This is a genomic window from Rossellomorea aquimaris TF-12, assembly GCF_001648555.1.
GTDB classification, from domain to species: Bacteria; Bacillota; Bacilli; order Bacillales; family Bacillaceae_B; genus Rossellomorea; species Rossellomorea aquimaris.
In genome coordinates this window covers 248,780-261,893 of record NZ_LQXM01000028.1, presented here as the reverse complement: position 1 = coordinate 261,893, position 13,114 = coordinate 248,780, and the positions used below count along the sequence as shown (strand labels likewise).

14 protein-coding genes and 1 tRNA gene are annotated in these 13,114 nt (G+C 38.8%); 13 read left to right on the top strand and 2 right to left on the bottom strand.

Features of this window, described 5'->3' with window-relative positions; all coding sequences use genetic code 11:
- Window positions 1–84: 84 nt before the first annotated feature.
- Entirely contained in the window at window positions 85–1,596 is a 1,512-nt protein-coding gene (locus IQI_RS12725; RefSeq protein ID WP_064093020.1) for a tetratricopeptide repeat protein, read from the top strand.
- A gap of 149 nt (window positions 1,597–1,745) precedes the next feature.
- A complete protein-coding gene (gene trxB / locus IQI_RS12720; RefSeq protein ID WP_064093019.1) occupies window positions 1,746–2,693 on the top strand; it encodes a thioredoxin-disulfide reductase in 948 nt (315 codons plus the stop codon).
- Window positions 2,694–2,744: 51 nt separating this feature from the next.
- Here the strand turns inward: trxB and fbpA are convergent, their stop codons facing one another.
- Window positions 2,745–2,897: a Fur-regulated basic protein FbpA gene (gene fbpA, locus IQI_RS20330; protein ID WP_082892696.1), complete on the bottom strand. Its 153-nt coding sequence runs from the start codon at window positions 2,895–2,897 to the stop codon at window positions 2,745–2,747.
- A 183-nt stretch (window positions 2,898–3,080) separates the two neighbouring features.
- On the opposite strand from fbpA, the gene IQI_RS12715 reads away from it, so the two are divergent.
- The 7 genes from IQI_RS12715 to IQI_RS12685 all read left to right on the top strand — a co-directional run bounded on the left by IQI_RS12715 (window position 3,081) and on the right by IQI_RS12685 (window position 8,478).
- Window positions 3,081–3,395 carry a MerR family transcriptional regulator gene (locus tag IQI_RS12715; RefSeq protein ID WP_064093018.1) on the top strand — a complete coding sequence of 105 codons (315 nt, stop codon included), beginning with the start codon at window positions 3,081–3,083 and terminating at the stop codon, window positions 3,393–3,395.
- Window positions 3,396–3,751: 356 nt separating this feature from the next.
- Window positions 3,752–4,468 carry a GDSL-type esterase/lipase family protein gene (locus tag IQI_RS12710; protein ID WP_064093017.1) on the top strand — a complete coding sequence of 239 codons (717 nt, stop codon included), beginning with the start codon at window positions 3,752–3,754 and terminating at the stop codon, window positions 4,466–4,468.
- A 370-nt stretch (window positions 4,469–4,838) separates the two neighbouring features.
- On the top strand, window positions 4,839–5,297 hold the full coding sequence (locus IQI_RS12705; RefSeq protein ID WP_064093182.1) for an 8-oxo-dGTP diphosphatase: 459 nt from the start codon (window positions 4,839–4,841) through the stop codon (window positions 5,295–5,297).
- A 28-nt stretch (window positions 5,298–5,325) separates the two neighbouring features.
- Entirely contained in the window at window positions 5,326–6,219 is an 894-nt protein-coding gene (gene rapZ, locus IQI_RS12700; RefSeq protein WP_064093016.1) for an RNase adapter RapZ, read from the top strand.
- Window positions 6,216–7,181 carry a gluconeogenesis factor YvcK family protein gene (locus IQI_RS12695; RefSeq protein ID WP_064093015.1) on the top strand — a complete coding sequence of 322 codons (966 nt, stop codon included), beginning with the start codon at window positions 6,216–6,218 and terminating at the stop codon, window positions 7,179–7,181. Before rapZ ends, IQI_RS12695 begins: the two co-directional genes overlap by 4 nt.
- Window positions 7,182–7,241: 60 nt before the next feature.
- Window positions 7,242–8,192: a DNA-binding protein WhiA gene (gene whiA / locus IQI_RS12690; RefSeq protein WP_064093014.1), complete on the top strand. Its 951-nt coding sequence runs from the start codon at window positions 7,242–7,244 to the stop codon at window positions 8,190–8,192.
- A 28-nt stretch (window positions 8,193–8,220) separates the two neighbouring features.
- A complete protein-coding gene (locus tag IQI_RS12685) occupies window positions 8,221–8,478 on the top strand; it encodes an HPr family phosphocarrier protein (RefSeq protein ID WP_064093013.1) in 258 nt (85 codons plus the stop codon).
- Window positions 8,479–9,214: 736 nt separating this feature from the next.
- On the opposite strand, the gene clpP is transcribed toward IQI_RS12685, so the two are convergent.
- On the bottom strand, window positions 9,215–9,811 hold the full coding sequence (clpP, locus tag IQI_RS12680) for an ATP-dependent Clp endopeptidase proteolytic subunit ClpP (RefSeq protein WP_064093012.1): 597 nt from the start codon (window positions 9,809–9,811) through the stop codon (window positions 9,215–9,217).
- 227 nt (window positions 9,812–10,038) lie between these two features.
- On the opposite strand from clpP, the gene IQI_RS12675 reads away from it, so the two are divergent.
- The 4 genes from IQI_RS12675 (at window position 10,039) to IQI_RS12660 (ending at window position 13,100) form a co-directional block, all read left to right on the top strand.
- Window positions 10,039–10,113: transfer RNA gene (locus IQI_RS12675), tRNA-Arg, on the top strand.
- A 154-nt stretch (window positions 10,114–10,267) separates the two neighbouring features.
- Window positions 10,268–11,608: an RNA polymerase factor sigma-54 gene (rpoN, locus tag IQI_RS12670; RefSeq protein ID WP_064093011.1), complete on the top strand. Its 1,341-nt coding sequence runs from the start codon at window positions 10,268–10,270 to the stop codon at window positions 11,606–11,608.
- Between the two features lie 77 nt (window positions 11,609–11,685).
- Entirely contained in the window at window positions 11,686–11,928 is a 243-nt protein-coding gene (locus tag IQI_RS12665) for a glutaredoxin family protein (RefSeq protein ID WP_064093010.1), read from the top strand.
- Window positions 11,929–12,077: 149 nt separating this feature from the next.
- Window positions 12,078–13,100: a sugar-binding transcriptional regulator gene (locus IQI_RS12660; RefSeq protein WP_064093009.1), complete on the top strand. Its 1,023-nt coding sequence runs from the start codon at window positions 12,078–12,080 to the stop codon at window positions 13,098–13,100.
- The last annotated feature ends 14 nt before the right edge of the window (window positions 13,101–13,114 follow it).

The following is a 13,114-nucleotide window of genomic DNA, read 5'->3' as shown; positions in this document are numbered from 1 at the left end:
GTCCCTCAAAATATGGTAGTTTAGTACATGAGCTATGTATGGTATACTACGGTAGTTATACTATGAACGTTTCGGAGGACTTTGATGAGAAAAGGGTCAAAATTATTAAGTGAGCAAGCGAAGGTTTTGTCTTTTGTCCCTACTGGAGAGTATTACTATACTAAAGGGATGAAAGCCTACCAGCGTCGAGAGCTGAAAAGATCATTAAAATATTTAAATAGAGCGTTTCAATTAGAGCCATTAGAGCCGATGATTGCCTGTCAATTATCGATTGTGTATACAGAGCTTGGTGAATACAAGAATGCAAATGATTTATTACATGAGATTTTGAACGAGCTGGATCCCCGTATGAGTGAATGTCATTATTTCTTAGCAAACAACTACGCTCATTTAGGGTTATTTAAAGAGGCGTATGACCATGTTACTTCTTATTTAGAAAAAGAGGAGCATGGGGAATTTGTTGAAGACGCAGAAGATTTGGTGGAGCTTCTTGAACTTGATTCAGATCTAATCGTAGACGATTTATACGAACACGATGATCTTATGGCACAGCAGGAAAAAGCGAAAGATTTACTGGAATCAGGACATTTTCAAAAAGCCGTTGATATTCTGCAAAAGGTCATTGAGGAGTACCCGGAGTTTTGGTCAGCCTATAACAATCTGGCACTGGCATACTTCTATCTAGGAAACATTGACGAAGCGTCTGCTACTTTAGAAGAGGTACTGGAGAAGAACCCTGGAAATCTACATGCCTTATGCAACACAGCTGTATTTTACTTTTACCAAAAACGCCATGAAGACCTTCAGCATCTAATTGATGGTTTAGAGAAGGTCCGTCCCTTGCTGCATGAGCACCGATTTAAGCTTGGGGCTACGTTTGCTTTGATTGGTCATTCAAGGAAGGCGTATGAGTGGCTGAAGTCCCTGCAAAAGATTGGGTTTGAGGGAGACGGCAGTTTTTATTACTGGCTGTCTTATTCTGCTTATGAAACAGGACATGAGCAAACTGCTCGTAATGCGTGGAAGAAAGTCGTGGAATTTAACCCTGAAAAAGAGGGGCTTGAGCCTTGGAATGAAAACCTGAAGGCAGATGGCTTTGAAAACCATGTCACGTCCATATTAAAAAAACTTCAAAGTGAATATACAGAAGAAAAATTATTTGGTTTGTTTCTGACTTCTATATCAGATCAACAAAGGGCCATCCTCACTCACGGGGATTTCTGTGAAGTAGAAGACTTGTCCATAGTTGAAAAAGTTTATTTAGCACAAGTGTTAAACAGCAACGGAGAAAGTGCTATTAAAGTAAATCTGGAAATTAAAAACATGCATGAAGTGGCTCTGAACCTTTATGAATATCACCAACCCATTACAAGTGTAGAGTCAGGTTTATTTCTTACTTGGTTTACGATTGCTTACCGAGGGATTAAAGAAAGAGAAACGTTTAAAAATACAAAAGCCTTTGCTGCTGCTGTAGAATTCGTATGGAATCACTTACGAAATGATAAGGTGACAAAGAAAGAACTGTGCGATCGTTACAACCTTTCCCCAAGCACCTTGACTAAATATATCACTGTTGTCGAAAGCTATCTTCCATGAGCATATTTTTGGACGATGTGACCCTATTTTTTATAGGATAGATGTAGGAAGTTAATACTATGAAGGGAAACATCACACTCTTTCACTTCATCGTATTTCAATACAGACACATCATGTGAATTAAGGACTGTTTGGAAGGAGAATTTCTTATGTCAGAAGAAAAAATTTATGATGTTATCATTGTAGGCGCAGGCCCGGCAGGAATGACAGCCGCTGTTTATACCTCACGTGCCAGTCTTTCAACGCTTATGCTTGAAAGAGGAGTACCAGGAGGACAAATGGCCAATACGGAAGAAGTGGAAAATTATCCTGGCTTCGACCACATTCTTGGACCTGACCTTTCGAATAAAATGTTTGATCATGCTAAGAAATTCGGTGCGGAATACGCATACGGAGACATTAAAGAAATCGTAGATGGTGAAGAATACAAAACCGTCAAAACGGGTTCAAAGGAATTCAAAGCTCGTGCAGTTATCATTACGACAGGTGCTGAATACAAGAAAATTGGTGTGCCAGGAGAAAAAGAACTGGGTGGACGCGGAGTATCCTATTGTGCCGTTTGTGACGGAGCATTCTTTAAAGGAAAAGATCTTGTCGTTGTAGGTGGAGGAGACTCTGCTGTTGAAGAAGGAGTTTACCTTACAAGATTCGCCAACAAAGTGACAATCGTCCATCGTCGCGATGAGCTTCGTGCTCAGAAAATTCTTCAACAACGTGCGTTTGATAATGAAAAAGTGGATTTCATTTGGAATCACACAGTTAAAGAAATTAACGATAAAGATGGTAAAGTGGGAAGCGTTACACTTGTTTCAACTGAAAATGGTGAGGAATCAAACTTCGAAGCAGATGGAGTTTTCATCTACATCGGAATGCTTCCTTTAACCAAGCCATTTGCAAACCTTGGAATCACGAATTCTGAAGGCTACATTGAAACAAACGAGCAAATGGAAACAAAGGTTCCTGGAATCTTTGCAGCTGGAGATGTTCGTGAAAAACAACTTCGTCAAATCGTAACAGCAACGGGTGACGGAAGCATTGCCGCACAAACAGCTCAACATTATATTGAAGAATTAAAAGAAAAAGTCAAAAACGGCTGATTCTATGTAGGCATTGGGAAAAGGGAAATCTTTTCCTAATGCTTTTTTGTTTTACTCACTTTTATGTTTGTTAAAAACGTACACCAGTTCACTCAACGTCAGATTTTTGACCCATTCATCACTTTCCTTATAAACACCAGCTTCTACTAACAGACGAATAAATTGCTCCCGTTTTCGTTCAACTGCTTCACGTAAAAATGGCATAAATGTTCACTCCTTTTTGTTCTTATTCAAAAGTGTAATAGGAGAGAAGGTTAATTTCCTCTAGTTTGTAAACTTTTCTTACAATTCAGAGTTCTTTGTGAGGTTTTCTTACATAACTGTCCAATTTTGCGAGGAAGACATGTATAATCTAATGTATTCCCTGCTTAGGAGGAGGAGGAAAGCGTGGACAATGAGCCTTCCTATAAGGATAAAAAAGTCATTTCAATCGGTGTAGTCAGTGAATTAACAGGTTTGACTGAAAGGAAAATCCGTTATTACGAAGAGAAAAACCTGATCTTTCCCAAGCGTTCCAAAGGAGGATACAGAAAATACTCCTTTGGTGATGTAGAACGCTTGATGGATATAGCGGACCAGCGAGAAGAGGGCGTCACTACGAAAGAAATTAAGCAGGAATTATCTAAAAAAGAGAGAAAAGAACAGAAGCAAAAAATGATAAGGGGCCAACTGAATGCACAGTTTGGGATACAGAAGAAATAAATATTTAACTTGAAAAAACGAACCTTTGTTGTGTCAGGGTTCGTTTTTTTGTATTGGCTCATTTCGCAAAGATAGTTGTTTTATTAAATTATTTTTAACCTATGTCCCTGTTGAATAGTATGTGCTTGATGAAATTCATAAACAGAAAGTTGATTGGAGCGAAAGGTGCTCAACTCACGCCCCGCGGAAAGCGACGAGCACCTGGAGCGAAAATCAACCACTTCTAGATTTTTACATAGCAGCAAAGTTTAATCTTAATGGAAATTCCAAAAATAAACAGGGTTACTTTTGAACCAAAAGGGAATAAAGAGTGTTATGTAAGTCATCCTAGTCTATATCGGAAGGTCGGATCATCAATGAAAAAATGGAAAATACTATCTGCTCTAGCTGTTTTTGCACTAATACCCATTGTTTATTTTAGTTTTTTTGCAAAAGAAGGAGAGTCTGCTTCAAACAAACGAGTCATTGCTTTAGGGGATTCTCTCACATACGGGTATGGAGACAAAAAAGATTCAGGATATATTGGTCGTCTAGAAGAAGAAGTGAATAAGAAACATACAAAGATATCTTATCATTTTCAAAACCTGGGAGTACCAGGGCAACAATCGGATAAACTGTTGAACCAGATTGTAAAACCTAAAGTAGCAGAGGATTTAAGTGAAGCAGATGTATTTATCATAAATATAGGAACCAATGATTTAATTAAAAATAATGGTGGAGATCTCTTTCCACTTCATCATGATAAAATTGTAGAAGCCAAAAAAGATTATATCGATAATCTGGATAAAATCTTAAATATCGTTGGAACAGCAAATAAAGAAGCAGATATTATCGTATTAGGGCTTTACAATCCCTATCCAGATAAGGATAGCGATAAAATTGAAGCCTACGTAGATGATTGGAACAACTCGATGATGAAAGAAGTAAAGAAACATGAGAACACCATGTATGTATCGACGAATCCGCTTTTTAAAGGGAAATCGAAGGAACAGTATTTTCATGATTCCCTTCACCCAAATGGAAAAGGGTATGAGTTAATGACAAATCAAATTATGAAAAAATATGAATTTTAATACGGAAAAGACAGTCTTCAACAGGTATCGACTAATTCTGTGTTAAACATTAACAATTCCGTAATACCGTTTTAAATCTGTTGTAACACTAGTGAAACAATTTTAGGGTAATATAGAAAATAAGAAATTGACCCCCTTTTAAGTAATAAATCCCGTAGAAGACACAGGACTCGCCTGTGTCTATTTTTTTTGTCTATTTTTGCTGTTGTAGTACCTTCTGTATCTATTGTAATTGTTGAATCTTGTCCTTTAATCCTTCCTAAAAATCGACATTTTTTTCATAGCCGGCAGAGACATTGTGGCTTGTCTTTAATCATAGTATAATATAATGAATGAGAATGACTTAATGAAGCAGATTGAGGTGAAGGCAGTGCAACGTGTCACAAATTGCCTATATCTACATGAAGATAAAGTACTCCTTCTCCAAAAGCCGAGAAGAAATTGGTGGGTCGCTCCAGGTGGGAAGATGGAATCTGGAGAATCCATTCGAGATGCTGTCATCCGCGAATACCGTGAGGAGACAGGCATCTATTTGAAAAACCCTGACTTGAAAGGTGTCTTTACGTTTATCATCAAAGAGGACAACGAAATCATTTCGGAATGGATGATGTTTTCTTTCTTTGCAACTGAAGCTGATGGAGTTAATCTTCAGGAATCAGAAGAAGGTAAAATCAAGTGGCATCCAATTCAAGACATAAAGGATTTAGCTATGGCTGAAGGAGATTATCATATTCTAGACTATTTATTACATGGGAAGAATATGATTTATGGGACATTCACCTATACTCCTGATTTTAAACTACTATCGTATCGATTGGATCCGAGTTAAAGACATAATAAAAAAGTGGGGGAAGAGCATGAGTACAGGTTCTACAAATGATGTTCAATTAGTAATCATAACAGGAATGTCTGGTGCTGGAAAAACAGTGGCCATTCAAAGCTTTGAGGATTTAGGTTTTTTCTGCGTAGATAATTTACCACCCACTCTTCTGCCGAAATTTTTGGAACTGATGAAAGAGTCTGGTAATAAAATGAATAAGGTCGCATTGGTCATGGACCTTCGCGGAAGAGAATTTTTCGATCATCTGTTTAAAGCATTGGATGAATTAGCAGAAACTTCTTGGGTTACTCCACAGGTTTTATACTTAGATGCCGATGATTCTGCCCTCGTAAGACGATACAAGGAAACACGCCGTTCTCATCCTCTTGCTCCTTCAGGGTTACCTCTTGAAGGAATACGTCAGGAAAGAGAGCTTTTAGAAGATTTAAAAGGGCGCGCTCAATTAATTTATACAACGTCTACCATGAAACCGAGAGAACTTCGTGAAAAGATATTAAATGAATTCTCCGTGAACAAAAAAACAATTTTCACAGTAAACGTTGTATCGTTTGGATTTAAGCACGGAATCCCCATCGATGCTGATTTAGTATTAGATGTGCGCTTCCTGCCGAATCCTCACTATATTGATCACATGCGGCCAAAGACAGGACTTGATGAAGAAGTTTCGACCTATGTCTTGAAGTGGAGCGAAACGAATAAATTTATTGAAAAGGTAACGGATTTACTTTCCTTCATGCTTCCTCATTACAAACGGGAAGGGAAAAGCCAGTTGGTAGTGGCGATTGGCTGTACAGGTGGACAGCATCGCTCCGTTGCATTAGCAGAATATATTGGACATCATTTTGAAAATGACTACTCAACCAAAATTTCTCATCGTGATATTCAGAAGAGAAAGGGTCAAACAACATGACAAACAAGCCAAAGGTTGTCGTCATCGGAGGAGGAACAGGCTTGCCTGTCCTTCTTCGTGGATTAAAACGACATCCTATTGATATTTCAGCCATTGTCACCGTCGCAGATGATGGGGGTAGCTCAGGAAGGTTGCGAGCGAGCCTGGATATGCCTCCACCTGGAGATATTCGAAACGTACTTGCCGCTCTTTCAGAAGTAGAGCCTCTGGTAGAGCAAATGTTTCAACATCGATTTGAAACGACCAACGAACTGTCCGGTCATGCTCTGGGAAATTTAATCATAGCTGCTCTAGCTTCCATCACGGGTGATTTCGTTCACGCCATTCAAGAGATGAGCAGAGTTCTGAATGTAAAAGGGAAGGTGCTTCCTTCTGCAAATCAAAGCGTTGTTTTGAATGCAGAAATGGATGATGGTACCCTTGTTACAGGGGAATCAGCTATTCCAAAAGCAGGTAAAAAGATTAAGCGAGTATTTTTATACCCTGATACTATTAAGCCCTTAGGCGAAACCTTAAGAGCCATTAAGGAAGCCGATTTAATTGTGATGGGGCCAGGAAGTCTTTATACTAGTATTTTACCCAATCTTCTCGTACCTGGAATTGGAGATGCTGTATGCAAAGCCAAGGCGAAGAAAATGTACATTTGTAATATTATGACTCAAGCAGGAGAGACCTTGAATTACTCTGCCAGCAATCATGTTCAGGCACTTTTTGATCATCTGGATTATCCATGCATTGACTCCATTTTAGTCAACAATAAGCAGGTTCCGGAAGCAGTTCAAGCCCGATATGATGCAGAGCAAGCAAGTCCAGTCCATTTTGATGTGGAAAAACTAACCTCCATGGGCCTTGAGGTCATTGCAGAGGACATTTTATCCTATGACAACCATCTTGTTCGTCATAATACAGAAAAGGTAGCGGATATTATTTATACGTTCCTAAAAAATTCAACAAAATCATAATCTACTAAAGAAATTTCTTTTATAAAAGGTTGTGCAAGCGTTTGCTAGGAGGTGATGGGGATGTCGTTTGCGTCAGAAACAAAAAAAGAACTTACGAATATAGAAGTTAAGGAATGCTGTGCCAATTCTGAGCTATCAGCTCTCATACGAATGAATGGTTCATTATCCTTTTCCAACCAAATGCTGGTTGTAAATATTCAAACCGAAAACGCCGCCATTGCTAGAAGGATCTATACATTAATTAAAAAGGGATACGACACCCCAGTAGAGCTTTTAGTAAGGAAGAAAATGCGTTTAAAGAAAAACAATGTTTACATTGTTCGAATAAAAGAAGACACCAAGAAGATTTTAGAGGACTTGAAAATCCTAGGAGAAGGCTTCACCTTCATTCATAATATATCCGAAGATTTAATTAAGAAAAAATGTTGTAGAAGGTCTTACTTAAGAGGGGCATTTCTTGCAGGAGGCTCTGTTAATAATCCAGAAACCTCATCCTATCATTTAGAAGTATTTTCTCTTTACCCTGAACACAACGATGCGTTGTCCGAATTAATGAACTCCTTTGGACTAAACAGTAAAACACTCGAACGAAAAAAAGGCTTCATTACGTATTTGAAGGAAGCAGAGAAAATCACCGAGTTCTTAAACATCATCGGTGCACACAATGCCCTTCTTCGATTCGAGGACGTAAGAATTGTTCGTGATATGCGAAATTCCGTTAACCGTCTGGTGAATTGTGAAACAGCTAACTTAAACAAAACCATTGGGGCTGCTTTAAGACAGGTTGAAAACATCAAATTCATTGAAAGACAAGTCGGATTACAGGTTCTACCTGATAAATTACGAGAAATTGCCGAGCTAAGAGTCAACTATCAAGATGTAACATTAAAGGAACTTGGGGAAATGGTTTCTGGGGGAACAATAAGTAAATCAGGCATTAATCACCGCTTACGGAAAATCGATCAGCTTGCTGAAAAAATCAGAGCGGGGGAAAGAATAAACCAAACGTAAACGAAAAGCAAAGGGGAGAGAAATAATCATGGTGGAAAAACAAGTAGAAGTAAAATTAAAAACCGGTCTTCAAGCACGTCCTGCCGCTTTATTTGTTCAGGAGGCAAACCGATTCTCATCTGAAATCTTCTTAGAGAAGGATGGAAAAAAAGTCAACGCCAAAAGCATCATGGGATTAATGAGCCTTGCCATCAGCAGCGGCTCAGTCATCTCACTGGTAGCCGAAGGAAGCGATGAAGAAGAAGCACTAGTAGCTCTAGGGGAATTTGTTAGTAAAGAAGCATAAAGTGGTCAAAAACTAGTAACCTGAGATTGGTTGCTAGTTTTTTTGTGTGGAGATTTAACTTCCTTGGCAGTTTATTTGCGATATTTCGAATATATCGAGTGAAATGTCAATTTTATTTGCGAAATCTGGAATATATCAAGCGGAATTTTGAATATATTTGCGAGCTACGGATTTATCGACAAGTGATGACACGTTTCGCCTTTATATAATGAACACCTAGTATGTGCATTTTATTTGTTATCGGCGATAATCATTCATTTATCAGCGGAAACTTCCATTTAATCGGCGAAATCTTCACTTTTATCAGCGAGCTAAGGATTTATCGACTTATCGACAAGCAATGACCCGTCCGGATCTTAACATTGATCATCTGGCTACAAGTTATTTGCGAAATTTCAATTATATCGAGTGAAATGTCAATTTTATTTGCGATATCTGGAATATATCAAGCGGAATTTTGAATATATTTGCGAGCTACGGATTTATCGACAAGTGGTGACATGTCCCGCCTCTTAATAAGGATCATCTGGTATGTGGAGTCTATTGGTTATTAGCGAAATTTCAATTATATCGACAAATTTCATTCATTTATCGGCGCAATCTCCCATTTAATCAGCGACCTACCCATTACCCGACACAACCAGTCGAAAATCGACACACCACCACTACCTCAACACTACCAACCAACACAAACAAAAAACCCCAATGGCAAGGCCATTGGGGTTCTCATCAAAAATTACTTATTATTCATATCATTACGAGTAATGATACGGTCAATTAATCCGTAATCTAATGCTCGCTCAGCTGTCATAAAGTTATCACGATCAGTATCCTTAGAAATAACTTCTAAAGGTTGACCTGTGCGATCAGCCAGAATTTGGTTTAGTTTTTCGCGAAGGAAAAGAATGCGTTTTGCAGCAATTTCAATTTCCGTTGCTTGACCTTGTGCTCCACCAAGTGGTTGGTGAATCATTACTTCAGCATTAGGTAGTGCAAGACGTTTTCCTTTTGCACCTGCTGCTAGAAGGAACGCACCCATTGAAGCTGCCATACCGATACAAATCGTTTGAACATCTGGTTTGATGTATTGGATTGTATCGTAAATTGCCATACCTGCCGTGATGCTTCCACCAGGAGAGTTGATATAGATTGAGATATCTTTCTCAGGGTTTTCCGATTCTAGGAATAGAAGTTGTGCTACAATGGAGTTTGCAACATTATCGTCAATTGCGCTGCCGAGCATGATCACTCGATCCTTCAATAGACGTGAATAAATGTCATACGCACGCTCACCGCGGTTCGTTTGTTCAATTACTGTAGGAATTAAATTCATCCTCGTTCCTCCTTAAAAACATTTATTTTTTTAGGTTACTTATTCACTTTGTACTGTAATCATACACTGTTGGTCAATTAAGGTCAAACCTAACGCACTGTTGATTTTCCACTAATTAAATCCTTTCTACATCATACCCATTCATTCCTTTTTTAAACAATGAAAACGTATTGCAATCACGGATATTCTCACTTATAATATAGATTCGTATTGATTATTTCTCATTGGCCCTCGTGGTGCAACGGATAGCACGTAAGATTCCGGTTCTTAAAATGGGGGTTCGATTCCCTCCGAGGGCGCCAATTCCATTTCTTTTCCTCAAAAACTTCTTTTGTCAAACTCATCATAACCATTCCTTCTACATGCCACTAGTACAAATGAACTCCTCTACCAAGTTATTCCCATTAACGTACAACGTATTTTATTGTAGAATAGAGAGATGGGAGGTTAAGAATCATGAATTTGAAAGTCGGACTTTGGCAATCACAACAGCTTCAAATGACTCAACAGCTTTCTCAAGCTATTACCATCCTCCAATACTCTACTGTGGAATTGAATGCTTTTTTAGAATCTAAAGCGTTAGAGAACCCTCTCATACAATTAGAACAACCGAGGCAAGACACACCTCACCAACACAAACCTCAGTATTACTCAACAAAAAACAACCAGAGTAGTCGACAGCATACCATTGATTGGTATGACAACGTGTCGGTTTCGAAGGCCAATCTAGGCGAGGCGTTATTTACTCAATTAAATATGAAATCGCTTACTTATATAGAAAAGAGAATTTTAGAAGAATTAATATATAGCTTAGATGATAACGGGTATTTAAGAATAGATGAGGAAGTTTTCCTCGAGAGCCATAAGTTAGAACGTGATCAACTAGAACACTATATTAAGAGACTTCAGGATTTAGAGCCTGTCGGGGTGGGAGCGAGATCGTTACAGGAGTGTATTTTCCTCCAGCTCAACCGAATGAAGGATATTCCTCCTCTCGTCATGACGATTGTTCAGGATTATTTTCAACCCTTTGCTGAAAAAAAGTGGAAAGGGATTGCAAAGAGTTTACACGTTGAATTACGGGATGTTCAAGCAACAGCTGACATCATTCAACAGTGCAATCCTCGACCGGGTGCAGCCTATTGTCAGGATGTGTCTCAGTATATTATTCCTGAGCTTGTCGTGTCATTGGGAGATGATCATGATATAAACGTCTCTTTGCATGACGGCACAACCATTAAGGTTAAATATAATGACGAGTACACAGATTTTCTTCAAGATCACCCTGAAAAGGATGTGCAGAATTACCTTCAGGAAAAAAAGCAGGACTTTGAGTGGCTGCTGCAAAGTCTTAGGCAACGAAAGCAGACCATTCTAAGAGTAGGAAAAATGCTTGCAGAAAGGCAGAGGTTATTTTTCTTAAAAGGACCTTCGGCTATTCAACCACTCACCTTAAAGCAGGTAGCGGATGAAATGAATGTACATGAATCAACGATAAGCCGAGCGGTTAAAGGGAAGTATATGCAAACCCCTTATGGAGTCTATGAGCTGAAATACTTTTTCACAGCAGCGATTAAGTCTGTTAATGTTGAAGACAATGAAGTGGCATCAGCTAGAACGGTAAAGAATGAACTTCAACGGCTCATTGATGAAGAGGATAAAAAGAAACCATTATCTGATCAAAAAATCGTTAACCTTTTAAAGGAAAAAGGGTATGAAGTTTCACGAAGAACCATTGCAAAGTACCGTGACCAATTAGGGATCCTTTCTTCTACCATGAGGAAACGATATGAATAATCAAAAGTTGAGTGCCAGGCACTGAACTCCCCTTTAGTGCCAGGCACCCCCAAAAAATACTAAAGCGAGGCCATGACGTGAAAGAAGTAATCTTCTATACAAGAGAAAAGTGCGGCTTATGTACGGACGCAAAAATAACCTTAAAACTTCTCCAGGATGAAATAGGGTTCTCCATCAAAGAAAAAAACATCGATGAAAGTGATGAACTGACGGAACGTTTCGGACTTATGATTCCTGTTGTTGAATTCAAGGGAGAAATTGTTCAATATGGGCAAATTGATTATTTTACACTTAGTAAACGTTTACATGAAAAAACGTGATAGTTTCTAGTTGATTTAGAATTCATACCTTGCTAAAATAAGATTTGTAAGCAGGGATGAATTTTTTTTGGAGGTAGTGGGACATAATATGTCTAGGTGGGACTTTTATAGTCCAACACCATTTACTTCCGTTGAAGGAGCTTTTATCTATGGACACTTTCATTGACATACAAAAGCGATTATTACCCGACCTGCTTGAAGTTATGCAAAAAAGGCATCAAATACTTCGCTCGATTCGTTATATGCAGCCAGTTGGCAGGAGAAGTCTTGCCAGTAGCTTAGGATTAACAGAACGAGTGTTGAGAAGTGAAGTAGAGTTCTTGAATAATCAGGATCTCATCGACATCAAAACCTCTGGCATGATCATTACAGAGGATGGCATTCAGCTGCTGGGAAAAATTGAAAGCATGATGAGAGAAATTTCGGGAATTAATGTAATGGAGAAAAAGTTAAAGTCTTTACTAAATCTTCATGAAATTGTCATCGTTCCCGGGAATAGTGATGAGTCTCCTTGGGTAAAAGAAGAATTAGGACGTGCATCAGCATCTAGTATGAAACGTCGCCTAAAAGGAAATACTATCATCGCTGTGACTGGAGGCTCTACAATGGCTGCGGTAGCAGAAATGCTGACACCTGACTTCTCTGAAACTGAAACCTTGTTTGTTCCTGCTCGAGGTGGAATTGGAGAAGATGTGAAAAACCAAGCCAACACCATTTGTGCGAAAATGGCCGAGCATACCAGAACGCGTCACCGTGTTTTATATGTTCCTGATCAAGTTAGTAAAGAAGTGTACAAATCCTTCTTGAAGGAACCAATGATTAAAGAAGTACTCAATTTAATCACTTCAGCGAACATGGTTCTTCATGGTATTGGAGATGCTATTACAATGGCTGAAAGACGAAAAACCTCTGAAAAAGATTTTGAGAAAATCACGGGGGGTCTTGCAGTTGGGGAAGCATTTGGATACTACTTCAATGAAGAGGGTGAAGTTGTACATAAAGTGCCGACCATTGGACTACAATTAGAGGATTTAAGTAACATCGAACATGTTATTGCCGTTGCTGGCGGCAGCTCGAAAGCAAAAGCCATTCGGGCGTACATGAAGAGTGCTCCGCCGAAAACGGTTCTGATTACAGACGAGGGAGCAGCAAAAGCGCTTTTAAAAGGGTAATCACTCTTTTGAAA

What these genes read in the sequence shown, in the direction of transcription:
- rapZ (WP_064093016.1), top strand. Translation starts at nt 5,326, where the DNA reads ATGAGTACAGGTTCTACAAATGATGTTCAATTAGTAATCATAACAGGA.
- IQI_RS12725 (WP_064093020.1), top strand. Translation starts at nt 85, where the DNA reads ATGAGAAAAGGGTCAAAATTATTAAGTGAGCAAGCGAAGGTTTTGTCT.
- IQI_RS12710 (WP_064093017.1), top strand. Translation starts at nt 3,752, where the DNA reads ATGAAAAAATGGAAAATACTATCTGCTCTAGCTGTTTTTGCACTAATA.
- clpP (WP_064093012.1), bottom strand. Translation starts at nt 9,811, where the DNA reads ATGAATTTAATTCCTACAGTAATTGAACAAACGAACCGCGGTGAGCGT.
- IQI_RS12695 (WP_064093015.1), top strand. Translation starts at nt 6,216, where the DNA reads ATGACAAACAAGCCAAAGGTTGTCGTCATCGGAGGAGGAACAGGCTTG.
- IQI_RS12660 (WP_064093009.1), top strand. Translation starts at nt 12,078, where the DNA reads ATGGACACTTTCATTGACATACAAAAGCGATTATTACCCGACCTGCTT.
- fbpA (WP_082892696.1), bottom strand. Translation starts at nt 2,897, where the DNA reads ATGCCATTTTTACGTGAAGCAGTTGAACGAAAACGGGAGCAATTTATT.
- rpoN (WP_064093011.1), top strand. Translation starts at nt 10,268, where the DNA reads ATGAATTTGAAAGTCGGACTTTGGCAATCACAACAGCTTCAAATGACT.
- trxB (WP_064093019.1), top strand. Translation starts at nt 1,746, where the DNA reads ATGTCAGAAGAAAAAATTTATGATGTTATCATTGTAGGCGCAGGCCCG.
- whiA (WP_064093014.1), top strand. Translation starts at nt 7,242, where the DNA reads ATGTCGTTTGCGTCAGAAACAAAAAAAGAACTTACGAATATAGAAGTT.
- IQI_RS12685 (WP_064093013.1), top strand. Translation starts at nt 8,221, where the DNA reads ATGGTGGAAAAACAAGTAGAAGTAAAATTAAAAACCGGTCTTCAAGCA.